The 25,963-nt window shown below is 49.0% G+C and carries 19 protein-coding genes; 13 read left to right on the forward strand and 6 right to left on the reverse strand.

The genetic code is table 11. The features are described from left to right. Window position 1: 1 nt before the first annotated feature. Window positions 2–2,191, reverse strand: coding sequence for a heavy metal translocating P-type ATPase (locus tag Enr17x_RS01615; protein ID WP_198000911.1), 2,190 nt, complete (start codon window positions 2,189–2,191; stop codon window positions 2–4). 263 nt (window positions 2,192–2,454) lie between these two features. Between Enr17x_RS01615 and Enr17x_RS01620 the strand changes: the two genes are divergently transcribed. From Enr17x_RS01620 to Enr17x_RS01665, 10 genes are all read left to right on the forward strand, one after another. Then, window positions 2,455–3,552: a M24 family metallopeptidase gene (locus Enr17x_RS01620; RefSeq protein WP_145305508.1), complete on the forward strand. Its 1,098-nt coding sequence runs from the start codon at window positions 2,455–2,457 to the stop codon at window positions 3,550–3,552. A 402-nt stretch (window positions 3,553–3,954) separates the two neighbouring features. Further along, window positions 3,955–4,461 carry an acetyl-CoA carboxylase biotin carboxyl carrier protein gene (gene accB, locus Enr17x_RS01625; RefSeq protein WP_145305509.1) on the forward strand — a complete coding sequence of 169 codons (507 nt, stop codon included), beginning with the start codon at window positions 3,955–3,957 and terminating at the stop codon, window positions 4,459–4,461. Between the two features lie 89 nt (window positions 4,462–4,550). Beyond that, entirely contained in the window at window positions 4,551–5,888 is a 1,338-nt protein-coding gene (gene accC, locus Enr17x_RS01630; protein WP_145305510.1) for an acetyl-CoA carboxylase biotin carboxylase subunit, read from the forward strand. A gap of 221 nt (window positions 5,889–6,109) precedes the next feature. Further along, a complete protein-coding gene (locus Enr17x_RS01635; protein ID WP_145209993.1) occupies window positions 6,110–7,144 on the forward strand; it encodes a 6-phosphofructokinase in 1,035 nt (344 codons plus the stop codon). Between the two features lie 271 nt (window positions 7,145–7,415). Continuing rightward, complete coding sequence (locus Enr17x_RS01640; RefSeq protein ID WP_145305511.1) at window positions 7,416–9,029, forward strand: DUF1080 domain-containing protein; 1,614 nt, start codon at window positions 7,416–7,418, stop codon at window positions 9,027–9,029. A 68-nt stretch (window positions 9,030–9,097) separates the two neighbouring features. Continuing rightward, window positions 9,098–12,166: a PVC-type heme-binding CxxCH protein gene (locus Enr17x_RS01645; RefSeq protein WP_145305512.1), complete on the forward strand. Its 3,069-nt coding sequence runs from the start codon at window positions 9,098–9,100 to the stop codon at window positions 12,164–12,166. Window positions 12,167–12,196: 30 nt separating this feature from the next. Then, window positions 12,197–13,108, forward strand: coding sequence for a DUF7670 domain-containing protein (locus Enr17x_RS01650; protein WP_449267336.1), 912 nt, complete (start codon window positions 12,197–12,199; stop codon window positions 13,106–13,108). A 121-nt stretch (window positions 13,109–13,229) separates the two neighbouring features. Beyond that, window positions 13,230–14,081 carry a fatty acid desaturase family protein gene (locus tag Enr17x_RS01655; protein WP_145305514.1) on the forward strand — a complete coding sequence of 284 codons (852 nt, stop codon included), beginning with the start codon at window positions 13,230–13,232 and terminating at the stop codon, window positions 14,079–14,081. Continuing rightward, window positions 14,078–15,115, forward strand: a complete 1,038-nt coding sequence (locus tag Enr17x_RS01660; RefSeq protein ID WP_145305515.1) for an MBL fold metallo-hydrolase — start codon at window positions 14,078–14,080, stop codon at window positions 15,113–15,115. The genes Enr17x_RS01655 and Enr17x_RS01660 overlap by 4 nt, the downstream gene beginning before the upstream one ends. 65 nt (window positions 15,116–15,180) lie before the next feature. Next, the gene (locus Enr17x_RS01665) at window positions 15,181–16,236 is read left to right on the forward strand and encodes a C45 family autoproteolytic acyltransferase/hydolase (RefSeq protein WP_145305516.1); all 1,056 of its coding nucleotides are present in this window, start codon (window positions 15,181–15,183) and stop codon (window positions 16,234–16,236) included. On the opposite strand, the gene Enr17x_RS01670 is transcribed toward Enr17x_RS01665, so the two are convergent. From Enr17x_RS01670 to Enr17x_RS01685, 4 genes are all read right to left on the reverse strand, one after another. Next, window positions 16,227–17,441, reverse strand: coding sequence for an aminotransferase class I/II-fold pyridoxal phosphate-dependent enzyme (locus Enr17x_RS01670; RefSeq protein ID WP_145305517.1), 1,215 nt, complete (start codon window positions 17,439–17,441; stop codon window positions 16,227–16,229). The genes Enr17x_RS01665 and Enr17x_RS01670 overlap by 10 nt on opposite strands. A 57-nt stretch (window positions 17,442–17,498) precedes the next feature. Beyond that, complete coding sequence (locus Enr17x_RS01675) at window positions 17,499–19,040, reverse strand: FAD-binding oxidoreductase (protein ID WP_145305518.1); 1,542 nt, start codon at window positions 19,038–19,040, stop codon at window positions 17,499–17,501. Between the two features lie 154 nt (window positions 19,041–19,194). Further along, complete coding sequence (locus Enr17x_RS01680) at window positions 19,195–21,897, reverse strand: PAS domain-containing hybrid sensor histidine kinase/response regulator (protein ID WP_198000912.1); 2,703 nt, start codon at window positions 21,895–21,897, stop codon at window positions 19,195–19,197. Further along, on the reverse strand, window positions 21,897–22,562 hold the full coding sequence (locus tag Enr17x_RS01685; RefSeq protein ID WP_145305520.1) for a thioredoxin domain-containing protein: 666 nt from the start codon (window positions 22,560–22,562) through the stop codon (window positions 21,897–21,899). Before Enr17x_RS01685 ends, Enr17x_RS01680 begins: the two co-directional genes overlap by 1 nt. A 304-nt stretch (window positions 22,563–22,866) precedes the next feature. On the opposite strand from Enr17x_RS01685, the gene Enr17x_RS01690 reads away from it, so the two are divergent. Further along, complete coding sequence (locus tag Enr17x_RS01690) at window positions 22,867–23,133, forward strand: hypothetical protein (RefSeq protein WP_145305521.1); 267 nt, start codon at window positions 22,867–22,869, stop codon at window positions 23,131–23,133. 21 nt (window positions 23,134–23,154) lie between these two features. Here Enr17x_RS01690 and Enr17x_RS01695 read toward each other — a convergent pair whose 3' ends face one another. Then, window positions 23,155–23,952, reverse strand: coding sequence for a transglutaminase domain-containing protein (locus Enr17x_RS01695; protein WP_145305522.1), 798 nt, complete (start codon window positions 23,950–23,952; stop codon window positions 23,155–23,157). A 663-nt stretch (window positions 23,953–24,615) separates the two neighbouring features. Between Enr17x_RS01695 and Enr17x_RS01700 the strand changes: the two genes are divergently transcribed. Together Enr17x_RS01700 and Enr17x_RS01705 are read left to right on the forward strand one after the other, a co-directional pair. After that, window positions 24,616–25,104 (forward strand): hypothetical protein, encoded by a 489-nt coding sequence (locus tag Enr17x_RS01700; RefSeq protein ID WP_145223894.1) that lies wholly within the window; start codon window positions 24,616–24,618, stop codon window positions 25,102–25,104. A gap of 177 nt (window positions 25,105–25,281) precedes the next feature. Continuing rightward, window positions 25,282–25,698: an integrase core domain-containing protein gene (locus Enr17x_RS01705; RefSeq protein WP_232100913.1), complete on the forward strand. Its 417-nt coding sequence runs from the start codon at window positions 25,282–25,284 to the stop codon at window positions 25,696–25,698. The last annotated feature ends 265 nt before the right edge of the window (window positions 25,699–25,963 follow it).

Here is a 25,963-nt window from a genome sequence, read left to right on the forward strand (position 1 = left end):
GTCAATCACGCAATTGCTTGCTCTGCAGCAGTCGTAGACCGTTAAAAATCACCAGCAACGAGGCTCCCATGTCGGCTGCAATCGCTGCCCACAAAGATGCATGGTTCAATACCATCAGAACCATAAATAAGACCTTGATACTTAAGGCAAAGATGATATTCTGACGAATGATCTTCAGGGTACGATGCGAGTGCCTGATCAACCACGGGATTTTCATCAAATCGTCGGTCATTAATGCGATATCAGCCGATTCAATGGCGACATCACTGCCGGCGGCTCCCATCGCAATCCCCAGACTGGAGCGACTCATCGCCGGTGCGTCATTCACACCGTCACCGACCATCGCAACAAACTCGTATTCTTCCACCAGTGATTCGATGACAGATACTTTATCCTCCGGCAATAATTCAGAATGAACCCGATCCATGCCGACTTCTTCTGCCACGGCCTGTGCGGTGCCCGCATTATCGCCGGTCAGCATCACCAGCTGTTCAACGCCTGCTGCGTGCAATTCCCGAATCACTTCTTCCGATGTTTCACGCACGCGATCTGCCAGTGCGATAAATCCGCAGACATGCGTTTCATTGCCGATTACGACTACGGTTTGCCCTGCGTTAGAGAGTGCTTCCAGTTGTTCATGGACTTCGGGCGTTTCTTCTTTACGCTCTTCCAGATAACGGTGCGAGCCCAGCCAGAATTCCCTTCCCTTGATCAGCGCTGTGGCACCTTTCCCTTGAATGATCTGATAGGAGTCTGCTGGTTCAAAAGCTATCTGACGTTCCTCCGCCGCGTCAAGAATGGCGACCGCCAGGGGATGATTGCTGTGTGCTTCCAGAGCAGCCGCCCGTTCCAGAAGCTCTGATTCCGTGTGGCCATTCAAAGGAACAAGTTTTGTGACAACAGGTTTCCCACGCGTAAGTGTGCCTGTTTTATCTAACGCCAGTGCTTTCAATTTGGAAGGGGTCTCGACAAAGACACCCCCTTTAATCAGTACCCCATTCCGGGCAGCAGATGCTAAAGCGGCCACAATGCTGACCGGCGTTGATATGACCAGAGCACACGGGCAGGCGATGACGAGTAGCACCAGTGCGCGATACAGTGAATCATGCCACGAGATCTGTAACAGGGTGGGCAGTGTCAACAGCATCAGTAACGCCACGGCCATCACGATGGGTGTATAAATTTTGGCGAATTTTTCGACCCACAATTCGGAGGGAGCACGGCGGGTTTGTGCTTCACCAACCATGCGAATGATTTGTGCCAGGATTGTATTTTCGGCTAACTTGCTACAGTTTGCTTCCAGGAGTCCATCACCGTTGATTGTACCGGCGAAGATTTCATCGTCTTCCTGTTTGACCACTGGGATCGATTCTCCGGTAATCGGTGCCTGATTTACTTCGCTTTGGCCTTTGATGATTCGGCCATCCAGTGGAATCTTTTCGCCGGGGCGAATAATAAAAGTGGCACCCATTGTGACTTCCTCAGGAGCGACCACGGTTTCGTTCCCGCTTTCATCACGTACGCGAGCAATCGGAGGTGTCAGATCCATCAGTGCGGCGACAGCCTTGCGGGCGCGGCCGACACTCCACGCTTCCAGTAGTTGAGAGAAGGCGAATAGAAACGCGACGGCAGCTGCTTCGAACCACTCATCAATACAGAGTGCACCGATGACGGCGATGCACATCAGCAGGTTCATATCGGGACGCAAACGCTTGAAGGCATACCAGGCTTTGGGAAGTACAAACCAGATGCCCGTGATGATGGCAATCAGATACTGTATCCGCACTGGAATCGGCATGAAACCGTTCGTTGCTTCTTCAGCACCGAGAGCTGCACCAATGCTGCCTGTTAAGTAGACATGAGTCAAAAAAGCGGTCCCCATCATGATACCACTCAGGCTGGTGAGCAGAGTTCTCCCCTGTCGAGACCAGAATGAGGCTGTTGTATCCTGCTTTTTCTTCTCATCCCAGATTTCTGCGCGCATGCCTGTCTGGCTGACGGCTTCCATGATCGCAGTGGCTGAGATATTTTCAGCTTGGGGATTGACGGTCATTCGTCTGTTCAGAACGTCAAAGAACAAATGCTCCTCGCCGCCAACCAGCGGGGAAAGCTCCCGTTTCAAGATTGAGACTTCTTCAACACAATCCATATCCTGAATCTTGAAGATCAGTTCGGTCGGTTTCTGTTCCATGAAAAATCGATATTCAGAAAAAATGAGCAGAGATAGTTCTTATCCATAAGTGGCAGACTGCTAAAATCATAGCACCTTGGCTGAAGAAACAGAAACTTCGGTTTTTTTTCTTCGCAAATTTCTGATAAAAGGTATAAGATCCGGCATTGATCGTTTTAAATGGAATAATTTCGATAACCGGTTTGATCGATGTGGTGAATTGATATTAATCAGATCAATATCAGCAAGTATAACTGACAGGACTCCCCGACCTAAGGAACAACATGAGCAAGGACTATCTCGCTGCCCGGCAAAAGAAATTGATTTCACAGCTAAAACGGATTGGCGCAGAGGCACTGCTGGTAACCAGCGAAACGAATGTGACCTATCTGACTGGCTTCAGCGGCGATTCGAGTTATTTGCTCATCGGTAAAAGCCAGACTGTTTTAATCAGCGATGGTCGCTATACAACTCAGCTTGAAGAAGAATGTCCCGGCCTGGATGTTTATATCCGTAAGGCGACAGAGCCAATGACGGCGGCTCTCGAAAAAGTACTTAAAAAATCGCATCTTCCCAAGTTAGGGTTTGAAAGCCACGTCGTAACCTGTGATTTACTGGATGCATTAAGCGGTCTCTCGCCTGCCGTTCAGTGGATCCCTGTTTCCGGTCTGGTCGAAGAATTACGGATGATCAAAGACGCGTCCGAAATTCAGGAGATCCGCGAAGCGGTTTCTCAGGCACAGCGGGGCTATGAAGTGTTTCGTGCCATGCTGACCGACGAGATGACCGAACTTCAGGGAGCCCATGAACTGGAGCATGCGATGCGCCGTTTTGGAGCACGTCAGGCTGCCTTTGATCCGATTGTTGCTGTCGGGGAACGAGCCGCTCTGCCACATGCCATACCCACTCAGAAGCAGATGGGAGAATCGCCTTTTTTGTTGGTCGACTGGGGAGCCATGACACAGAAAGGCTATCGAAGTGATTTAACCCGCATGATTATCCACGGACGTGCTTCCGCCAAATTGGAAAAAGTTTACCAGACCGTTCTGAAGGCCCAGGTGGCAGCCATCAAAGTAATCCGTCCTGGCGTATCCTGTCAGGAAGTCGATCAAACCGCACGTACCATCATTCAAAAAGCGGGCTTTGGAAAACAGTTCACACACAGTCTGGGTCATGGGATCGGCCTGGATATTCATGAAGGGCCTCGATTGGGAGGGAACATTGCCATGGAATTAAAGCCAGGCATGATCGTGACGGTCGAACCCGGCATCTATCTACCCGGATGGGGCGGAGTCCGAATTGAAGATGATGTCTTAGTTACTCGAACCGGTCATGATGTTCTCACAAGTGTTCCAAAGGACTTTGAGTCTGTCATCTTATGATTTCAGATCAAGATGATTGCGATACTGTTCAGGTGAATATATATATTTTGCCGGTTCCTCGCTCTGATCGCGCGGGGCACTACAATCGTTAAAGATGCACTGCCTTAGACTTAGGTCGCTTTCTGTAATCCATAAGTAAAACACACGTTGAGCGTGATTTTATTAGAGAAACTCCCCCTGTTTCGCTTGGTTTTCAAAGGTGATTTGGCTTAGAATCTCTACCTAAGCAAGTCGGGCAGGGTAGAGCGTGCGCGCAATCTGTGTGTTTGATCCCTTTCCAGATAGAGTCAGGTACTTTGAGTTTGAAACTGAAATGCGTTGCTGACGACAGTTTGCGTTGATATTCCCTCAGGATAACAGGCAATGCGAGTGCAGCTTGAGAATATGAAATAAGGTAGGTCAATGGCAAAAAACGAGGTGCCGAAAGGTGAACCGTTCGATTTGGACAAACTTCAAACACTGTTTGAAATGATGGAGAAGCACGGACTGACGGAAGTCAATCTGAAGCGTGGTGACGAGACCTGGAAATTAAGACGTGGTTCACAGGAGACCATTTCGATGGTTCCCGCAGCGATGCATCATCCCGTTCAGCATCAGCAGCCTGTTGCACCAGCGCCCCCTGTTGCTCCCGCGGCTCCACAGGAAGCGGCGGCTCCGGTAGCGGAATCAGGGCCCGTGATCAAGAGCCCGACAGTAGGTACATTCTATGCTTCTCCCAGCCCGGATGATCCTCCATTCGTGAGTGTGGGTTCAAAAGTCGGCGCCGATACGATTGTCTGCATTGTGGAAGCAATGAAAGTTTTTAATCAGATTCCTGCTGAGATGAACGGGACAATTTCCGAGATTTTGGTGAAGGATGGTGAAGCGGTCGAATTTGGCCAACCGCTGTTCAGAATCACGCAAGGCTAATGCCTTTTTGTAGAATGTTCGCAACGCTGTATATTAAACGGTCGCGACCATAATTTCAGATGTAGGTCCTTTTACCAAGTCAAAAACACATGTTTCAAAGAATACTGGTAGCAAACCGAGGAGAGATCGCACTGCGGGTTATTCGCGCCTGTCGTGAAATGGGAATCGAAACCGTTGCGGTCTTCAGCGAAGCAGATCGGGATGCACACTATCTCTCGTTAGCTGATGAAGCCATTTGTATCGGACCACCGGCGGCAACAGACAGTTATCTGATGATCAATCGCATCATCAGTGCGGCTGAAATCGGTAACGTGCAGGCCATTCATCCCGGTTACGGATTTCTGGCTGAAAACGCGCACTTTGCAGAAGTCTGTCGCAGCTGCAATATTGAATTTATCGGCCCACCGCACGAAGCGATGGCTAAGCTGGGAGATAAGGTCTCCGCTCGCGAAATTGCGAAGGCAGCCAATGTGCATGTATCACCGGGAACCGAAGGTCTGGTAACCGATGAAACAGAAGCATTGAGCGTGGCGAAGGAAATCGGTTATCCGGTCCTAATTAAAGCGACAGCCGGTGGAGGTGGAAAAGGCATGCGGGTTGCCCGTAATGATATTTCCCTGAAAGCCGGCTTGAAAGCAGCTGCTGCAGAAGCAGAAGCCGCTTTCAAAAACGCTGGTGTTTACATCGAGAAATACATCGAAAATCCACGCCACGTCGAAGTCCAGATCATGGCCGACAACCATGGGAACGTGGTTCATCTCTGGGAGCGTGATTGCAGTCTGCAGCGGCGTCATCAAAAACTGGTGGAAGAGAGCCCGGCTCCCAATTTGCCACACTCAGTGCGCGAAGATATCTGTAAGGCCGCCTGCCGGCTTATCGAAACAGCCGGGTATACCAATGCCGGAACGGTTGAATTCCTGGTCGGGCCAGATAATCAGTTCTACTTTATCGAAGTCAATGCGCGAATTCAGGTCGAACATCCAGTGAGTGAACTGGTCACCGGCATCGATTTGATCAAACAGCAGATCAAAGTTGCTGCCGGGGAAAAACTGGATTTCAAACAGAAAAATATTCCCTGCCACGGTTCCGCGATTGAACTGCGGATCAATGCTGAGGATCCCGAAAATGATTTTCGTGGTTCACCCGGGAAAATTACAAAGCTGCGAGTTCCCGCTGGCCTGGGAGTCCGCTTTGATTCGCATATTTACGAGGGTTACACAGTGGGCCCTTATTATGATTCTCTGATTGGCAAACTCATCGTACATCGCCCCACTCGTGAAGAGTCGCTGGCGTGTATGAGGCGTTGTCTGGATGAATTCGTCATTGAAGGGATCAAAACTACAATCCCGCTGGCGAAAAAGATCTTTAATCACTCGGCATTCATCGAAGGTAAGGTCGATACCACATTTATCGAACGTACCTGGTAATTAAAGACCGAACGATTAAAGCGATGTGAAATCGGATCGTTTTGTATTGTAACAGACTCGTCAGATCACGCGTTCGCGCATCTAAGCTGAGTCCCTTGTCGGCAAAACGCCCTGATTAATAAGGCGAAGGTTCGCTCACTTCAATTTGTTGTATGGTACATTTTCAAGTCTCGTTGCAGATCTAGAGGCTTTACTTTTAAGAAACAGGTACAGGAAGAATAATGAAAGTCGGTATTTTAACAGGCGGTGGGGATTGTCCCGGTTTGAACCCGGTAATCCGCGGTGCGGTACGTGTAATCTGTAATGCAGGCGGTGAAGTTTACGGTTTACTCGAAGGCTGGCGTGGTGCCATTGAAGGAAACTACATTGAACTGACTTCCGAAAACACAGATGACATCATCTTCAAGGGGGGGACCATCCTGGGTTCTTCACGCACAAATCCTTATAAGAATGCGGAAGAGGATGTTCCCAGAGTAATTGCAACACTTGAACATCTCGGCCTTGACTGTCTGATTGCTATCGGCGGAGACGATACACTGGGTGTTGCCAACAAGCTCTGGAATGATCATAAACTGCCTGTCATCGGCTGCCCGAAGACCATTGATAACGACCTCAGCTCGACAGATGTGACGTTCGGTTTTGATTCATCGATCAATATTGTCATGGAAGCGGTTGACCGTCTGCGTACGACTGCTGAGTCACATCGTCGCGTCATGGTTGTGGAAACAATGGGTCGACACGCTGGTTGGATTGCTTTGTTCTCCGGACTGGCAACAGCCGCCGACTACACGCTGGTACCGGAAGTCGAAATCGATATGGACCGGATGGTGGAAGTCTTAAAGCGACGGCGGGAAAAAGGCAAAAAATATGGCATCGTGATTGTCAGTGAAGGTGCACATTTCAGTGAAGCAGAAGGCGTCACCACACAGGATGGGGAAATCGATGATTTCGGTCACGTCAAACTCGGCGGCATCGGCGAAACCGTTGCCAAGTTAATCGAAGAACGAACTGGTTTCGAAACCCGACATGTGACACTCGGACACTTGCAGCGTGGTGGTTCACCCAGTGCTTATGACCGCGTGCTTGGAACACGATGTGGTGTTCACGCCGGTTGGCTGGCACTGAAACACCACTTTGGCTACATGGTAGCACTGCGGGGAACACAAGTGGTTCCTGTTGCTCTGGCAGATGCGGTCGGCGAAATGCGGGCACTGGAGCCCAACTTCCTTGAAGAAGCAGAAGTCTTTTTGAAGTAAAGCAAATCCAAAGCGACAAACAAGACCCAGGCGCTGGCAACAGCGCCTTTTTTTACGCCTTTGCTGAATTCTGATGGTGAACCAGGCCTGAATTTGGATTTTCTCTCCGAAGTGATGAATTACTTAACAATCTTATCTATTTGGCAATCTTGGGTTTCACGCTAGATAAACGTCCCCCCGCCTGTTTAAGATAGTAGAGAGATTCGTATCAGCTTATCCTGCCAGAGTGAGAAACGACCTTTCTCATTTGATTATCTTCCCGGAGGGACTAATGACGTCACGGCGCTTGATCTACATTCATACCCCCATTTTTCTATGTTTATTCTGTCTGGCTTTCTTTTTAAGCCCTCCTGTTTCTGAAGCAGGCGAGGACGGGTTCAAGCCAATCTTCGATGGCAAGACCCTCAAAAACTGGGACGGCGATCCGCGTTTCTGGTCTGTCAAAGACGGAGCCATCACAGGCAGAACTACCAAAGAAAATCCGACCAAAGGTAATACATTTATTATCTGGCGTGGTGGAACTCCCGGCGATTTTGAATTGAAACTCAAATATAAAATCATCAATGGTAATTCAGGAATACAATACCGTAGCTTCTCGGTTCCCGGTGCCGACAAATGGCGTGTGGGTGGCTACCAAGGTGACTTTGAAGCCGGCGATACTTATTCGGGCATTCTCTACGGCGAACGCTTTCGTGGCATTTTGGGTTTACGCGGGCAGAAGACCGTTATTGGAAAAGACCATAAACCCAAAGTCGTTGGTTCTGTCGGCGACACTAATGAGATTCAGCAGAAAATCAAAAAAGAAGACTGGAACGACTACCATATTATCGCCCGCGGCAATCACTTCATTCATAAAATCAATGGCGTGACAACCGTTGACGTGACCGATGAAGATGTCGAACAGCGACGGGAAGATGGCATCATCGCACTGCAGCTTCATCAGGGGCCACCCATGGTCGTGCAGTTCCGCGATATTGAGTTGAAAGAATTCCCGAAAGCAAACAAAACTTCTTCGACCGACGGCGCTAAAAAAAAAGTCGTTCTGATTGCCGGTAAAAAAAGCCACGGTTATGGAGCACACGAGCATCGTGCCGGGTGCATCCTGTTGGCAGACGCGTTGAACAAGAGTGGTTTGAATATGGAAGCCACTGTTGTCACCGAAGGCTGGCCTAAAGACTCCAGCATCCTGCAGGATGCCGATTCGATCGTGATTTACTGCGATGGTGGTGGCCGTCACCCTTATAACGCCCATCTGGATGAGCTCAATAAGCTGGCCGAGAATGGCGTCGGCATGGTCAACATTCATTACGGCGTCGAAGTACCAAAAGGGGAATCGGGAGACGCATTTTTACGCTGGATTGGTGGCTACTTCGAAGAATGGTGGTCGGTGAATCCTCACTGGACCGCCGACTATCAGAGTCTGCCCGCTCATCCCATCTCCAACGGTGTTGAGCCGTTTGCCATCAATGATGAATGGTATTATCACATGCGGTTTCAGCCCGAGATGAAAAACGTGCAGCCGATTCTGACAGCGATTCCTCCCAAAGAAACACTTAAACGCCCTGATGGACCGCATAGCGGAAATCCCGCAGTACGTAAGGAAATTGGACAGCCCCAACACATGGCTTGGGCCTATCAGCGCCCCGATGGCGGGCGTGGCTTTGGTTTTACCGGCGGCCACTTTCATTGGAACTGGGGACACGATGATTTTCGCAAACTGGTTTTGAATGCGATTGCCTGGACGGCCCATGTCGAAGTCCCTTCTCAGGGTATCGACTCTGCTCCTGTGACTGTCGAGCTGCTCGAGGAAAACCAGGATTATTCTAAACCAGATAACTTTAATCCTGCACGCATCAAAGCGATGCTCGCTGAGTGGAATCAATAAACAACTTTGGATTAAAATGAACCTCACGCCCGGGACATCAGCTAAAACATAAGAAGGAAACTGACTCCATGAAGTATCGTTGGCTTGCGATTATTCCCGCCCTGTTTCTGAATACGACATTCAACGTCGCGACCCTGTCTGCACAGACTGAACATGACCCCAATCAGGCTGTCCCCAGTTTATCGGTGGCTCCCGGCCTGCAGGCAACACTGTTTGCGTCCGAACCCAAAATCAGCAGTCCCTCCAGTATGGACGTCGACTCACAAGGCCGCGTCTGGATCTGTGAAGTGGTCAATTACCGCGCCAATCTGCGTGGGATTCCGACCCGCAAAGAGGGTGACCGGATTCTGATTCTGGAAGATACAGACGCCGATGGAAAAGCCGATAAGATAACCGTCTTTTATCAGGGAAATGAAATCAACGGTTCACAGGGGATCTGTGTGTTGGGCAACAAAGTCATCGTTGCCGCTTCACCGAATGTGTTTCTCTTCACCGATGAAAACAATGATGGAAAAGCAGACAAGAAAGAGTTGCTGTTTAAAGTTGCTGGTGGCGAGCACGATCATTCCGCCCATACTTCGATTTTTGGTCCCGATGGAAAACTGTACTGGAACTTTGGGAATACTGGAAAACAGGTTTTTGACCGTGATGGCAAACCGATTCTTGAAAGTGACGGACGTCCCGTTTTGGATAATGGTAAACCTTACTGGGGCGGCATGGTCTTCCGATGTAATCTGGATGGCTCTGACTTCGAAGTGCTGGGACATAACTTCCGAAATAACTACGAAATCACCGTCGATTCTTTCGGCACCCTCTGGCAGTCAGATAACGACGATGACGGTAACCGTGGCGTCCGCATCAATTATGTGATGGAATACGGAAACTACGGCTATCTCGATCAACTGACGGGGGCGCGCTGGAAGACGCCGCGAACTGGCATGCATGAGGAAATTCCCCTGCGTCACTGGCACCTGCGTGATCCGGGAGTGGTTCCAAACCTGTTGCAGACAGGTGCGGGCTCACCAACGGGAATCTGTGTTTATGAAGGTTCTCTTCTGCCGAAAAAATATCAGGGCGAAATTATCCACTCCGATGCCGGACCGAATGTGGTCCGCGCGTATCCGGTTGAAAAAGAGGGCGCAGGCTACAAAGCCGAAATCGCCAACATCATCACCAGTGAAAAAGACAAATGGTTCCGCCCGTCCGATGTCTGTGTTGCCCCCGATGGGTCTCTGTTCGTTGCCGACTGGTATGATCCGGGCGTCGGCGGACACCGGATTGGAGATCAGGAACGGGGACGTATTTTCCGCATCGCACCTCCCAATACAAAATATCAATTTGACAAACTTGACCTGAGTACAATCGAAGGCGCGATTGCCGGAATCAAAAGCCCGAATCTGGCAACCCGCTATTTAGCCTGGAATAAATTGCACGATTTACAAGAGCAAGCAGAACCACAATTGGAAGTACTCTATCAGACTGACAACCAGAGGAACCGCGCTCGCGCCCTCTGGCTGTTGGCTGGTATAAAGGGTAAGTCAAACCAGTACGTCGAACGCGCGATCAAAGATGAGAATCCTGATATTCGCATCACCGGACTGCGCGCCGGCCGTCGTTATAAGCTGGACGTGATTCCCTATGTGAAACATTTGGTGAAAGATCCCTCACCGCAAGTGCGTCGTGAGTGTGCCATCGCACTGCATCACAATCAATCCTCGTCCGCACCCGAGCTCTGGGTTACCCTGGCTGATCAATATGATGGAAAAGATCGCTGGTATCTGGAAGCACTCGGAGTCGGCATGGATGAGCAGGAGTCAAAATTCATGTCAGCCTGGCTCAAGCAGGCAGGCGACAATTGGGATACTCCCGTTGGCCGCGATCTATTGTGGCGATCCAAGATTCCATTAGCTGTGCCTTATCTGGTTAAAATCATCGAGAACCCGGATACGAAATTAGCCACGTTACCTCGCTATTTCCGTGCATTGGACTTTATTCCAGGGAAAGAAAAAAATACAGCGGTTGCAGAATTGGCTCTCATGAAAGAACCTGGAAACAAAACCCGGGAGACCTACATCATCGCAGAAGCCATTTCCCGAATGCCTGCGAACGTTGTGACACAGGATAAAAAGTACCAGCATGCATTGGCACAAGTCATCGACAGCAGCCGGGGGACTCCCGAGTTCACGAAGCTGGTCGAAAAGTTTAAGGCGTCTGACTACTATCCCGAGTTGGTCGCGTTGGCCAGCCAGTCGGGTAAATCTCAGGCAGCCGTCGATGCAATTCGCGCGGCCTTGAGCCTGAAGCAGAATGCGTTGATCCGAAAATCGCTGCAGGAAAAAGCAGATACCGAAAAAGAACAGAATCAAAAGCTTGATCTGATCTGGGCTTTGGGAAGTGCCGGACATAATGGTGCTAATGCGATCCTGTTAAAAATCATCAAAGACAATCAGGAGCCGCTGGTCGATCGACGCGAAGCCGTCCGGGCGATTGCCAAGACTCGTTCCGGTGCACATGCGCTGCTTGATCTGGCAGAGAAAGGTTCTTTTGCCCCGCAATTAAAACAGACCGCTGCTGCAGCAATGTCTTCGACGATTATGAAAGATGTGAAAGAACGTGCGGCCAAACTATTCCCGGCACCTCCGACCAAAGACAATAAACCTCTGCCTCCGATCAATGTTTTAGCAGGGATGAAGGGAGATACACTGGATGGTCGGGTGATGTTCAATACCAAGGGTACTTGTGCCAAATGCCATGTCGTGAATGGCATGGGTAAAGAGGTCGGGCCGAATCTGTCTGAGATCGGTAAGAAGCTGAGCCGCGAAGCGCTGTTCGAATCAATCCTCTATCCCAGTGCCGGGATCAGCCACAACTATGAATCGTATACACTGATTCTGGAATCGGGAAACGTTGTGAATGGGCTCCTGGTTAATAAAACCGACGACGCCATCACGATCAAGGATGCGGAAGCGATCTCACGCACCTTCAAAATGGATGACGTAGATGAAATCATTCAACAAAAGATCTCCCTCATGCCTGCCGACCTGCAGAAAGTGCTGACTCAGGAAGAACTCGTCAACATCGTCGAGTACCTGACCACACTGAAGAAGGCCAAAAAGAACGAAAAGGCGAGCCGGTAATTTGATCGAGGGAGGAACCAGTTGCGCACCATGAATCTCATTGGCTGGATTGGTGTGCTGCTGGTCACACTTGCTGCCAGCTTCTGGTCGTTCTGGGGGACCATTGAGGCCTTTCACGAAGGTTGGTGGCAACCTCAATTAGGGATGCGGCTGCTGCAGACGGCCGCTTATCTCAGCCCGGCAGTCGTCTTTAGTGGTCTCGCCGTATTGGGGATTCGCTGGCCCCGTGTCGGCGCAGTGTTGTTTCTTTTGCTGGGAGCGGTGATCGCAACTCTTATCATCATCGATCGGTCGAGTATTTCAATTCAGATCATACTTTGTTTGACTGCCCTGCCGATGATAGTGGGCCTTCTGTTTCTATTCGGGCGACCGCAGCCCAAAGCAGCCGCTTATGCTGTTGCGATGGGAATTCCTCTGTTGATATTACTGGGATCGGGGGCAGAGCCTGTCTATCGGGTTTGCACGCGATTCGATGATGGTGATCGGGGAGAGCGGTTGGTGGAAGGGCAGGGGGTGACTCTCGTCTGGGCGCCGGCCGGGCCCGGGTGGAGTCGGGACGGAGGCGTTGACTGGCACGAGGCCCGCGAACGCGTTCGCTATCTGACTGAGGATGGTCTGTCACTGGCCAACGAACCGCAAGATTTCTGGCGGTTGCCAACGCGCGAAGAAGTCGTCTGTTCATTGACGCGTGGCAATCGAAATGCAGGCGGAACATGGGACCCCGTTCGTAAGCAGCCAGACTACGAACGCAAACCTGATAAAGAGGCTCCGCTCTGGGATCCCTACTCCCCCCTGATTTATCTCTGGACGTCTGACGAAGCAGACGAGCGACGTGCCTGGATCGTGGTCTATCATGGCGGCATCTACGCAAAACGGAAAAAACTGGCATCACCCAGCATCGGCTTTCGTGCCGTCTGCAAACCTGGGGCAACCAAACTTTGAAAACGGTTCAGGAACAACTTCTCTCAAATTACTTTAATATCTCGTTAACAGATTTATTTTCAGATCTCCTATGCTAAGATAGTTTTAGTCACTGTTTCATTTTAGCCTGTTGGCGTTCGACATGAATAAGAGCATCTCAGCCACAGGTCTTCCTCGGCTTTCAGACATCGGTACTGATTTGCTTCAGATTACAAGATGTCAGCGGGTTCGAACTCTTTCAATCCCCTTCATTGCCTGTCTCGCGTATTGGCTGTTTGCCTGTTCTGGACACTGGGTCTTTGCAGTCTTGTCGCTGGTTGTAATGAGCTTTATTACTTACGGCTCTACTTCACACGATCTGGTTCATCACAATCTGGGATTGCAGCGCAGGACCAATGAGTTTTTCTTATTTCTGATCGAAGCGATTTCGCTTCGGAGCGGCCATGCTTATCAGGTGGTTCATTTGAACCACCATGCACGATTTCCACATGAAGATGATATTGAAGCTGATGCATCCCGCATGTCTTTCTCGCGGGCCATCCTGGAAGGTTTTGTGTTTCAGTTTCGAATTTATATCTGGGCGCTGCGAAATCCGCGGGGTCGATTGAGCTGGATTATTGCTGAAGGAGTGCTTGTGTTTTGCCTGATCCTGGGAGCCCTGATCGCGATTCCGTATACTCTCCTTCCTGTCATCTATGTCGGTCTGATGATTGCCGGGAGCTGGATTATTCCGCTCATTACTGCATTTATCCCACATGATTCGCGGGCAACCGATGCCGTGCATCAGACACGATTATTTCGAGGGACACTGTTTCGTTTCATTGCCTTTGATCATCTCTACCATCTGGAGCATCATCTTTATCCGAACGTTCCTCATCAGAACTGGCCTCGGCTGGCACAACGTCTGGACCCCTGGTTTGAGAAAATTGGTTCCAGTCGATCCGCTTCTGGTTCTGATGAGCAAACAAGGTTCCTGTGGGGGAGAATACCATGATTGGGAAATGGCTGCGATTTCTATTGTGGCAGCCTTATGCACTATTCTGTCGGCGTTTTCCCTTATGGCCATTTCGTGTGACTGTGACGCAACCCGTGGAATATGTCACCTGTATCCAGATCGATAATTTACTGACACGCCTGTTAAGCCGGTTCAGTGGAGGATACGATTACGCCGTCTGTTATCTCGTGGATGGATCGCTGTTGATCGACACGGGCTTTCCCTGGGCACGTCGCAGTTTGAAACAGACACTCATCGAACTGGGGGTCATGGATAGCATCACCACCGTCGTCAACACGCACTATCATGAAGATCATACGGGAAACAACGACCTTTTGGTCGAGCTGTGTAAAGCACAGGTGCTGGTTCATCCGGATGCGATTCCGGAAATTCGTTTTCCCGTCGAATTGCGCTGGTATCGCAGTTTTCTATTTGGCCCGACTCATATTGCGGATGCGAGTCCCATCGGGGCGTCAATCAAGACAGAGCATACGCAATTTGATGTTATCGAAACCCCCGGACATTGTCCGGGGCATATCTGTCTGTTTGAACCGAACAAAAAAATCTTATTCAGCGGAGATCTCTACATCGCCGCCGACCTGGACAGTCAATTGGGTGATGCGGATGGTCCCCAATGGATAGCCAGCCTGGAAAAAGTGATGGCATTAAGGCCCGAATGGCTATTTGATGCGCATGGCACCGTTTTTCAAGGGAGCGAGGCGGTAGAACAGCAGTTACAGAGAAAACTGGACTTTCTGCTGACGATTCGCAGTCGGGTAAATCAGATTGCGACGCACGAGCAGACGATTGAAGAATTGACTCGGAAAGTGTTCGATCGTCATAGTCTGGTTGATTTTCTGTCTTTTGGCGAAGGTTGGCTTTCCTTAATAACCGGCTCCGATTTCTCTCGAAGTAATATCGTGAAGTCTTTTCTCCGCGAAAAATTTCGTGCTGAAGCTTCTAATGAGAAGACATTCATAAAAAAAGAAGTTCAGGACACAGCCATTTCTTCGATGGATGGTCAACAACTCTGAGCGGAATCAGTATGATGAGGGTGAGAACAAAAGCCGATTTCCTCTATTAGCAGTGAGAAGCGTTCATGCCTGAAACCACCCGTTATCGTGAATTAGAAGTCGCAGGCACGCCCCGTGAAATGGGGCAGCAGGTGGGAGAGACAGCGCGAGAAGAAGTGCAGTCGTTTTGCGAGGTGGCGCTAGTTCGGCTGCAGGAAACCATGCAGATCAGTGGCGATCAGGCAAAAGCGTTAGCGGAACAGTGCCTGCCGTTGGCGAAAGAATATAGTCCGGATTCTGTTGAGGAACTGCAGGGCATTGCTGAAGCAACGGGACTGCCGTTCTGGAAAATCATGCTGTTGCAGATTCGTAATCAGTTCACTCCAGACCCCGACTCAGGTTGTACCTCAATCAGCCTGCCTGCGACTTCGAAATGTTCCGCGATTGTCGCGCAAAACTGGGACAATGATCCTACGCTCGATCCCTTCACCATCATGCTGACACGCCGCCCGGTTGGAAAACCGGCACTGATGACACTGACCCAGGCAGGATTAATTTCCTATATCGGCTTTAATGAAGCCGGGATCGGGGCCTGTCTGAATTCGCTGCCGGCACCGAGTCGCTCGCTGGGAGTTCCACATTATTTCACGCTCCGCGAATTATATGAGGCAACCAGTCTAGCTGCCGCGGTAAACGCGATTTGGCGGGCACAGCGTGCGATTCCAGCGAATATCATGTTAACCACACCCGAAGGACCTGCCGACTTCGAAGTCACCATAGACAACGTGCAGGTTCTACGTCCGGAAGAAACTAGTTGGATAACGCATACCAATCACTGTCTTCATCCAGATCTGTGTGAATATAACGAACAGTTTCCAGAGCTGATCGGCTCGCATCCTCGCAAAGCCCGTATTGATAAATTGCTGAGTGCAAATACCGCCGAGATCGGAGTTGAAGAAATCAAGACGGCGCTCAGGGATCACCGGGGCCATCCTCGTTCCATCTGTCGGCATGCCAACGATGATCCAGATCACGGGTTCTGGCAGACCGTCTTTTCTGTGATCATCGAGCCCGGCGAGAGACGCATGCACGTCTCACGGGGGACTCCCTGCAGTGCACCTTATGAGGTCTATCAGTTATAGACCGTTTCTTCCTGTGCTAATTGGATGATCAAACCACACATCGCATCAACGGCTGCGTCAGTCAGTTCCGGGTAACAGGGGAGAAACACCGTTAGGTTTAACAGATGTGTTGCATGCGGGCAGTTGAGTTCAGGCCGATCCGCGGGCGGGGGAACCACTGCCAGGCGTCCCCGCTGCGTGCTATCAAAACCCTGTTGTTCTAAATTCGCAATCAGCCTTTCAGGTTGATTGTTCAGCAATGGAAACAGCCAGAACGAGTGTCGGGGGTCGAGTAGTTCCGGCTGTGATTGTTCCAGTCCTAACCAGGTAATAATTCGTTGTGCGTGTTGGATCCGTTGGTGGATTCGGCGGGCGTTGTAGGTTTGCAGACGATGTCTCAGCAGCCGGAGTGTGCCTGTGCTGGGCTGTTGGCGTAATTGGGCCAGCAAATTTTCATCTGCAAAGCCGCGAGTCAGACCGCCGAGGACGTCGTCAACACTTTTTCCCCATCGTCTGGCGAGTGCGGTGATGATATCGAAAAAAGGTTTTGTCGAGATTACTTTGAGGCAGGCAAATTTACAGATGTTGAAGATGAGTTTTTTACCGGGCTGAACAGGCTCCTGCGCTTGTCTGTTTCGCATACGATCAAGAATAGCCGGATCACTCACGCGGCAGAGCGCGCCGCCCAGCGCCGTTACCGTTTTGATGGGACCAAAACTGAATAGACTGGCGTCTGCTTGTTTGCTTCCGCGCCACTCGGGTTGACACCATGCCTGAGCACAGTCTTCTACCACATAGAGACCGTGTTCGCGGGTTACTTCGAGAATTTCCTGCATCTCAGGTCGGGCACCGAACAGGTGCGATACGATGAGCACTTTTGATTTTGAAGTCACTGCTTTTCTTAGAGCAGTAACGTCAAGCTGAAAATCGCTGCCGCTGAGATCAACGGGGACCGGGATGAGTTCATGAGCTCTCGCAATCAGTGGCATGTCGGGAATTGTGACTGCGGAAAACAGAACCTCTGATCCTGTCGGCAGGTCAAGGGCCGACAGCAGCAGATCGAATCCACTGCGGACTGAAAGACATGCCAGCGCATCCTTGTCACTTCTCGACCAGAGGTCTTCCAGTTTTTCATGCGCGACTTGCCTGCCTCCCGGCAGCAGTGAGCTGCAGAATCCAAAGCATAAGTCGCGCCAGCCAATATCCAGCCTCAGGCGGATCCACATTGAATTGCTTTCATTATTATGATCTCAAGAATCAGTTTCGAAATCCTGTTTCTCATCTTACTCTATCTCTTCCTCAGGGTTCTCATATTTCTGATAGAAATGATTCTGGAACAGTTCCTGAGGATCATAGGCCCTCTTCAATTTAAAAAACTGTTTTGCCTGGGGGTAGGCGCTGTGAAACTGTTGTGGCGTCGCGTGCAGACGGTAGGGCAGGTAGTACCGCCCGCCGGCTTCAAGTGCTGCTTCGATCAAATCCACAGACATTGCCTTCATTTGCTTTTCTCCTGCTTCTGTTCGTGGTTGATAAAATAACATGACGAACGCAAATTGCCGCTGATCTGCATAGCGGAGAAAGGTGTCCTCATCCATTTCGACTTGACGCACTGTCACATTCAACAGGTCCTGATTATGTCGTGGAATGATCTCACGTAACGCTTTGACAAAAATCACAAGACCTGCTTCAGGTATAAAATATTCATGTAGAATGTCGGTGTGATCTGCAGACCGATTCTCAAAGATTTCTACACTTTCATTCAGTAATTGGTTCCGCGAATAATATTTCTGTTGCAAATGTGGTTGCAGTTTTGTCTCTGCATTCCAGCGCAGTTTTTTTCCGTATTCGTTGTTGCTGGATCCTCGGAAAATATGACGTCGTATTGCTGCCATGCCTGGTTCTGCCAGATCAGGTATGTCTCCTGACGGATCTGGATCGCGATAAAACACATTGATGATGACGTCCTGCAGAAAATGATCGGGGGTGATATTCATTCGCGAGAATGTCATTGCGACATCGGGATCGTCGATCATTGTGTCGAACATATTCAGAGCCTGTTCGACAGGGACGATTGATTGTTCCAATCGGTATCTTTCATTCGGCACAACTCGCAAATCAACATCCAGAATCACACCAAACAGGCCGTACCCACCCAGCGCCAGTGAAAACAGCTCTTTGTTTCTGGTTCGACTGCAATGGACAATTTTCCCATCAGCCAACATCAATCGAAAGGATTCCACTGACGAGGCGATGGGAGGTTGGCCGTATTGCCAGCCATGACAATTCACACTGACAGACCCGCCGATGGTGAAAGAATTGTTCGACTGCATGATCGCGACAGATTTTCCGCGCTGGTTGAGCCAGGGAATGATTTCACTCCACTTGGCTCCCGCCTGAACGTGCAATAAACCCTGTGCTGCATGCAGTTCCATGTTTCTAAAGGGCGTCATGTCGATCATGATCCCGCCGGGAACCAGGGTATGGCCTCCCATACTGTGTCGCGAGCCGGCAATCGAGATGCGCAATCCTTTACGATGCGCGTGCGCCAACAATTGTGCAAGTTGTGTTTCGGCTACTGTCGTATCCAGGGGAACCGGCCAAACCTGATTGATTTGGGTTAAATTCATTCGGCTGGCATCATCCATGAAACCTTCCGGCGGCAATTCGCGCGCTTCGGTATCCTGCCAGGCGATTTGAGCTAAGTGCAGTATTGGCCGCCCGATCAGCGCCGCTGTCAGTAAGAAAATGACGACACTGACAACAGCACAAAGGCGTCCTTTTCTGCCCCACTTGCAGTCTTGTAATGGAAATAACGTCCATCGCATCGTGAAATCTCCCCCCCCCTGAAAAAAGATCCTGCCAGCATCAAGGCGGGATCAAGGAAGAAAAATCACGGCGAAAATTGATTATTTCTGAAAATCAGGAGATACATTGATCGATGTCAGAGAATCTACTTTTAAGTTCTCGATGTAACTGTTTTTAGTTGGCATATGCCTGATTCTGATTTCTTTCATGTATATAACTGGCCACAACTTCAATCAGCTTTCTGCGGTCAATTGGCTTGGTCAGATAGTCATCGCAGCCGGCATCAATACACTTTTGACGATCACCACTTAACGCATGAGCTGTTAAAGCAATAATTGGTCCATGGAAATTGGCTTCTCTTAATTGTTGAGTGGCGTTATAGCCGTCCAGTACCGGCATTTGCATATCCATCAGAATCGCGTCGAAAGGGCTTCCATCTCGCATGGCGGCTGTGGCCTGATCAAAAGATATTTGTCCGTTCTCTGCCAACGAGACTTCAGCGCCTGCCTTTTTCAGAATAAAGCTGATCAGTCGTTGGTTGTCGATTCCATCTTCAGTCACCAGAATATGTTGGTTGAGTAGCGGAAGCTCATTTGATATTTCCGGTTTTGAGTCAGTTTTCTTACTTACCGGCGCTGTAATATGCCCTTCAATCAGGCGAATATTATCTAAGGAACCAGTGTTAATGGTGAAGGAAAAGAGACTGCCTTTTCCAGGAGTACTGGTAACAGAAATGGTCCCCCCCAGGAGTTCTGTCAACCGTTTGCTGATTGCGAGCCCCAGACCGGTTCCACCATATTTCCGTGTCATGGAACCATCGGCTTGGGTAAACGGTAAGAAAAGCATATGGGTTTTATCTTCGGCGATCCCAATGCCGGTGTCGATGATATCAAACTGGAGTTGAGGTTGCTGACTCTGTTCATTCATCAGACGAGCAATCACCTCAACAGTTCCTGTCTCCGTAAATTTAATGGCATTTCCAATGAGATTGATCAGGATTTGAGTCAATCTTGTGGGATCAGTATGAATTGTTTCCGGGATAGGACCATCAATGCGGAAGTCAAATTCCAGACCTTTGGTTTTTGCCTGGAGTTTCATTAAAGAGACCACCTTACGCATGATTTCGTGAGGAGAACACCGCACTAATTCTACAAGAAGCTTTTCAGATTCGATGCTGGATAAGTCGAGAATATCAGTAATCAGCTTGATTAGAAATTCTCCGTTTTCCTTGATCGTACGTGCCGATTCTACTTCGCCCGGTTCACCGGCACTGTCTAGAATAAGATCACTGAACCCCAAAATGGCGTTCATGGGAGTTCGGATTTCATGACTCATGTTCGTCAGGAATTCACTTTTGGCGCGGTTCGCCGCCTCAGCAACTTCTTTTGCTTTGATTAGATCGACTTCAGCATGCTTACGCGAAGTAATGTCCGTTGCATACAGGTTGACGTAGCTCTCTTCTTTGGCAATCGGTGTCACGATCAGAGAGTAATATCGATCGATGGCATCGATCTCAAGTTCAATCGGCTCACATTTTTCCAGAGCCTGCTGACAGGTATAATAGATTTCGTCAGGAAGTGGTTTTTCCTTTTGGGTTTCCCAGAAATCAAGTAAATGTTTACTCGATTTATTGGCGTATAGTAACGTCCCGTCAGCAGAGGCTCGCATGACCGGGTTGCTATCTTCGTCGGGGAATCGTGACAGCCGCTCAATTGCTTTGGAAGATCGTTGCTGTTCTGTAATATCCAGTATGACGGCTACAAAAACCTTTCTCGTTCCTAGAACAGAAGATTCAATGTGCACTTCGACTGGATATTCTGACCCATCTTTTCTACGATGTATGCTGTTTAATTCGACATAGCTTTGCAAACCAAGCTTGAGAGGCTCCAGCATCCTTTCTAAATCAGGCTTTGTGAGACCTGATGTGATATCCACAGGAGTAAGTTTTTGCAATTCTTCCAGATTATAACCAATATTGAGTCGCGCTCCTCGATTGGCATAAATAAAATGGTAGGTCTCGGGATCGCCGATAAATATTTCGTTATGAGATTGATCCAGAATTTTACCGAACGCGCTGAGTTGTTCGGCTCGTTCATTCGCTGCTAACAACTCTTCAGCCTGCTGTTTCAGTTCCAGAGTTTTCTGCTCCAGTATACGGTTATTTTCTGAGATCAACTGGTTAGCTGAATGTAATTCGTGTGTTCGTTTTTGAACCTCTGTTTCTACTGTTTCGTTGGTTTCTTCCAGTGTTGCTCTTTGTTGTGCCATTGCTCTCATTTCACGCAAACTCTGATTAATGGCAATCAGCAGAAAGATATCTTCAAAGACAACCCAGGCACCATGCTCTACGATCCGCCAGGGGCTTGCTGAGAGAGTCCCGAATACTGCCTGCGGATAGAAGAGACCAAATGCAGTATGATCGATGACTACTACTGTTGTGGCTGTCACCAGTACACGCCAGTCTCGATAAAAGGCCAGAAACGCCAGCGATCCAAAAATATGGAAGTGTGTTTCAATGCGCCCTCCACTCAGATGGATCAAGAGCGATGATGTCAACATTTGGCCAATCGCAATTGAATGCCGTGTTAAGGTGGCACCAGGACGGAGATAAGTTAATAGCACAGGGAAGAGGGTAATCAATCCCCCAAATAATATTGCCGCCCAGACATGCAGATGTGTTTCGCTGACAGAGCCGATCCATGTTCGTGGAGTTACCAGAAATGCGGCTCCGATCGCAGCAAACCACTGCACAATCATCAGACAGGCAAAGAGTCGGTCGGTTCTTCTGTAAAGATCTCGCCGATTAACCGTAAACAGTTCATCCGCCCTTTTCGAAGCTGTTTCGTTCATCGTTGCAGATAAAATTCGAGTAGGCATTATTGATTCTCCTGCTGACAAACATCGTTTCGTCCAAGCAAAGGGCATCCAAAGGTGAATGTTGTTTGTTTGTCGGTATTGCCACCGATTAAGATTGTTTCGATTGCTGTTCTTCCCGCGTTGTCACCTGAATGGCCCCGTGAACCCGTGATACCACCGTGAAATAATAATTGTCCATTTGCATCATAAAGTAAGACATAACCGGAAGTCGTGGCACCAAATAATTGAGCCTCGGAACCATCGATATCACTGGAAACAGAGACCCCGGGGATGTGCTTCGCTGTTTCCCAGAGATCTGTCTTTTCCCAACCTTCAAGAAAATGGGCAGGTTTAAAGAATAATACGCGGGCATCAATCCGTTCTGGACCATGCGCCATGATCAAGGCCAGTTCGCCAATGCTGGCACGCGTGCAAGGACAACGAGGGTGCGCAAACATAACCAGAGTCGGCCGTCTATGATTACAGGTCATACGACTGTCTATTGGCCAGCTGATTGGTGCATCGGGAACTTCCCCCGGCGTCACTTGATACTCCCAGATTACAGACATGCCAAGAAATACTGCCCCCAGCCAGAGAATAACCATAGCAGGTAGAGCCAGACTTTGGCTCATCCCTTTTGGGGGAGGCAAATCTTTTTGGTCAATCATCTTCTCAGAGTGTGACATCTGATGGCTTTGTGAATTCATATTATCAACTGAAGTGACTATCCAGTTCCCTGAAAATGGTTTTGAAAAAGTAACACTGCTTTAAAAGAATAAGTTGCGTTTCTGGATAACGGTGACAATTTCAAAACAAATCAAGATCGATCGATCTTAAATTTGAGGCTTTGTATGGCGAGGCTTCATAACCGGTAAAAGCAAATGAAATCGTGGAGGAATTTCTCTGAAGACAAAATAAACCTCCCTTAAACGGTCTCATTTTCACAAGTGAAACATAGGTTGAGAGTTGCGATCTCAATAGGACATTTTCATGTTGCCGGAAGCAGCCAAGCGCTTTGAATTCGTTGCGTTTGTGCAGAAAAAAGAATCATCCGATTCACCTCCTCTCTCAAGAGAGAAGATTCCCTCCATCAAGGGAAATGGTGAAATAGAAGCGTGTTTTCAAGAGGGGGCTGATGATGTTCTATGCAAACATTTGAATGAAGAAAATGATGCGTATGCGAAACCTCCGCGCAGGATTTATCGAGTTTGCAATCATAATTCGAACATGCGCAGGCTGATTTTGTTCAGGAGATGATGTGAAATTAGACCCACTCCCTTAGTAAGAGGGGGCAGACATCCGTTCGACACTGACCTCCATTCGTAGTAAATCGACAGGGTCTCCGAATTGTGAGTAGATGGCAACGTCAGCGGCATCTCGACCGTACGCAATAGCGACTCGTCCCCCTTGCAGGTTGTCTTGTGTTGGGTCGAATGTGTACCATCGTCCTCCGACATAGGCTTCAAACCAGGCGTGCAGGTCCATCGGTTCAAGCGTTTCCAGATACCCCACGACCATTCGCGCGGGGATCGAAATCGCCCGACAACAGGCGATACCTAAATGCGCCATATCCCGGCAGACCGCCAGCGATTTTTCATTGACTTCGCAGGCGCTGATAATCTCCTGCCCCTCTCCGGGTGCATACTGAATCGTGTTGCGAATATACTCAACGATTGCAGAACACTGGTCGTACCCGGGTGCCCGTCCTTCGACGATCGACGAAGTCATCTGAGTGAAGCGATCAGATTCGCAATAACGACTTGGCAACAAAAATGGTAGTGTCTCATCAGGCAATTGCTCCACTGGGACAAAATGAGCCCCTGGAGCCGAATCAGAAGCATCAGCGGCTTCTATATCAACTGACGTTTGTATGGAGAACGGACCAGCAGGCGCCACCAACCGCTGACATAGATTACCAAACGGATCGGTGAACTCGACCGCTGACACACTGGGTGACAATACATACTGTTCCCTGCCAACCCACTGCTGATATCCACTGCGGGGACGAAGCATGAGCAAAAAGGGGGTGGCAACCGGAATGTTGAATTCAAGGAGGCAAGATGCATGTAGCCACATAAAAAGTGAACTCCGTCTGGAGGAAAAATAAGCTGGCTCAGACCAGTAGGAATTTGTATTGTCTCAGGAATGAGTTAACACGGATCTGTTCCAGGTTGGAGCGGAGCTCAACGCCGAGTGTTCGGAGGCACGAACAGAATCTATGGGAACTATGAGTGACAGTATTTTAGATTACAGTCGACAAAATCATAGTGGTCATTCATAAATTAAGAGCGGGGCAAATGGTGCAGAAAACGCTTTCATCAGATCAAATTCGCCCCAGCAACAAAAAAAGGACTTAGAGCGATATTGCCCTAAGTCCTTTGATATCAAAGTGCCCAAGAGAGGACTCGAACCTCCACGGGGATTACCCCCACTAGCCCCTCAAGCTAAAAAGGCTATATATCAAGGATGCCTCAATCACATTGTAATCGTATTATTATCAAAAGGTTGCGTTTATTCAACGTTGAAAACTGATTGAAGTCATATTGCATTGAAATTCTCAATTCTGTCCGCGATTTGTCCGCGGTAGCAATAGTCTGATCAGCAGCCTATATGCAGTACATGGAACGAAACTATCAACACCCCTGGGTTGCATTAGAGTTAAAAAACAGAGTCGACGTTACTACGAACTATACTGACATTTAGATTTTCAGAATACACTTTCACACCATTGGGCCATCTATGAGCTTCATCCTGCAACCTTGGCAACTATTCTTCATCATGATGGCTGGTTGGGTTAACAGGCACCAGCAAGAAGTGATCGAATACCTGAGAACCGAGAATCAGGTTCTTAAAGAGAAACAAGGTAAGAAACGCATTTTGCTAAATGATGAGCAGCGTCGAAGGCTTGCCGTTAAAGGTAAGATTCTGGGACGTAAGCGACTCGAAGAAGTCGGTACTCTGTTTACACCAGATACGATTCTTCGCTGGCATAAAAAGTTGGTTGCCATTAAATGGGATTATTCTGATCTTCGCAAAAATAACTCAGGCAGACCTCAGCTGTCTGATGAAGTCAAGCGATTAGTCTCGAATCGCAAAAGAGAACGGCACCTGGGATATGATCGGATTGCTGCTGCTGTTATAAATTTGGGCTACAAGATTTCTGACGAATCGGTACGCCAGATTCTTAAAGAACAGGGCATTGAACCAGCGCCTGATCGCAAACACTAGACAACCTGGGGCACCTTCCTCAAAGCACACTGGGAGGTATTGGCTGCGATCGACTTTGCCACTGTGGAAGTCTGGACGAAAGGTGGGCTTGTTACTTTCTATTTGCTGTTTGTAATCGAACTGAAGACGCGCCGAGTTCATTTCGCTGGCTGCACAACGAGTCTCCACGAAGCATGGATGAAACAGATTGCCAGAAACTTGTCAGATGAGGAAGATGGTTTTCTGGTTGGAAAACAGAAGCTAATCATGGATCGTGATTCAACTTTTTGTGAGTCGTTTCGGTCGATCTTAAGCCAGTCAGATATTCAGCCGATAGTTTTGCCTCCCAGACCACCCAATCTGAATGCTTTTATTGAGCGATTCTTTCGCTCACTCAAATCAGAGTGCCTCGACAGAATGATTTTCTTTGGTGAGAATTCATTAAGGAATGCCATCAAAAAATACTTGGTTCATTATCACGCAGAACGCAATCACCAGGGACTCGATCACCGTATCATTCAACCGGGAGAGGAAGTTGGCCAAAATGCTGGTGAGGTTGAGTGTCGCGAGCGGCTTGGTGGGCTGCTGAATTATTACTATCGCAAGACAGCGTAGAGATACTAATTACATTATTCTGTGTCTTTTGCGATCACGGTATGCGCACTCCATTGAAATCCAGCACGAAAGGTTTTCTATCTTACCAGCGTACAGTGACAGTCATCGGAGAATTGATCTCACTAACGGCGAACAAAACCAAATTTTCAAGGATCTTATCGCGCGGCTGAATAAATTGACCATACGGGATCGAGACGTTGCATGCGCAAAAAGAACTTGGCAAGGTGGCAATCCCAATAACACTTGAATTTAGTAATACGCTGAT

The sequence above is a fragment of the Gimesia fumaroli genome (genome assembly GCF_007754425.1).
In the GTDB taxonomy this organism is placed as follows: Bacteria; Planctomycetota; Planctomycetia; order Planctomycetales; family Planctomycetaceae; genus Gimesia; species Gimesia fumaroli.

What these genes read in the sequence shown, in the direction of transcription:
- Enr17x_RS01705 (WP_232100913.1), top strand. Translation starts at nt 25,282, where the DNA reads ATGAAACAGATTGCCAGAAACTTGTCAGATGAGGAAGATGGTTTTCTG.
- Enr17x_RS01695 (WP_145305522.1), bottom strand. Translation starts at nt 23,952, where the DNA reads ATGTGGCTACATGCATCTTGCCTCCTTGAATTCAACATTCCGGTTGCC.
- Enr17x_RS01680 (WP_198000912.1), bottom strand. Translation starts at nt 21,897, where the DNA reads ATGCCTACTCGAATTTTATCTGCAACGATGAACGAAACAGCTTCGAAA.
- Enr17x_RS01675 (WP_145305518.1), bottom strand. Translation starts at nt 19,040, where the DNA reads ATGCGATGGACGTTATTTCCATTACAAGACTGCAAGTGGGGCAGAAAA.
- Enr17x_RS01700 (WP_145223894.1), top strand. Translation starts at nt 24,616, where the DNA reads ATGAGCTTCATCCTGCAACCTTGGCAACTATTCTTCATCATGATGGCT.
- accC (WP_145305510.1), top strand. Translation starts at nt 4,551, where the DNA reads ATGTTTCAAAGAATACTGGTAGCAAACCGAGGAGAGATCGCACTGCGG.
- Enr17x_RS01635 (WP_145209993.1), top strand. Translation starts at nt 6,110, where the DNA reads ATGAAAGTCGGTATTTTAACAGGCGGTGGGGATTGTCCCGGTTTGAAC.
- accB (WP_145305509.1), top strand. Translation starts at nt 3,955, where the DNA reads ATGGCAAAAAACGAGGTGCCGAAAGGTGAACCGTTCGATTTGGACAAA.
- Enr17x_RS01670 (WP_145305517.1), bottom strand. Translation starts at nt 17,441, where the DNA reads ATGTGGATCCGCCTGAGGCTGGATATTGGCTGGCGCGACTTATGCTTT.
- Enr17x_RS01650 (WP_449267336.1), top strand. Translation starts at nt 12,197, where the DNA reads ATGAATCTCATTGGCTGGATTGGTGTGCTGCTGGTCACACTTGCTGCC.
- Enr17x_RS01665 (WP_145305516.1), top strand. Translation starts at nt 15,181, where the DNA reads ATGCCTGAAACCACCCGTTATCGTGAATTAGAAGTCGCAGGCACGCCC.
- Enr17x_RS01685 (WP_145305520.1), bottom strand. Translation starts at nt 22,562, where the DNA reads ATGTCACACTCTGAGAAGATGATTGACCAAAAAGATTTGCCTCCCCCA.
- Enr17x_RS01660 (WP_145305515.1), top strand. Translation starts at nt 14,078, where the DNA reads ATGATTGGGAAATGGCTGCGATTTCTATTGTGGCAGCCTTATGCACTA.
- Enr17x_RS01645 (WP_145305512.1), top strand. Translation starts at nt 9,098, where the DNA reads ATGAAGTATCGTTGGCTTGCGATTATTCCCGCCCTGTTTCTGAATACG.
- Enr17x_RS01615 (WP_198000911.1), bottom strand. Translation starts at nt 2,191, where the DNA reads ATGGAACAGAAACCGACCGAACTGATCTTCAAGATTCAGGATATGGAT.
- Enr17x_RS01620 (WP_145305508.1), top strand. Translation starts at nt 2,455, where the DNA reads ATGAGCAAGGACTATCTCGCTGCCCGGCAAAAGAAATTGATTTCACAG.
- Enr17x_RS01640 (WP_145305511.1), top strand. Translation starts at nt 7,416, where the DNA reads ATGACGTCACGGCGCTTGATCTACATTCATACCCCCATTTTTCTATGT.
- Enr17x_RS01655 (WP_145305514.1), top strand. Translation starts at nt 13,230, where the DNA reads ATGAATAAGAGCATCTCAGCCACAGGTCTTCCTCGGCTTTCAGACATC.
- Enr17x_RS01690 (WP_145305521.1), top strand. Translation starts at nt 22,867, where the DNA reads ATGTTGCCGGAAGCAGCCAAGCGCTTTGAATTCGTTGCGTTTGTGCAG.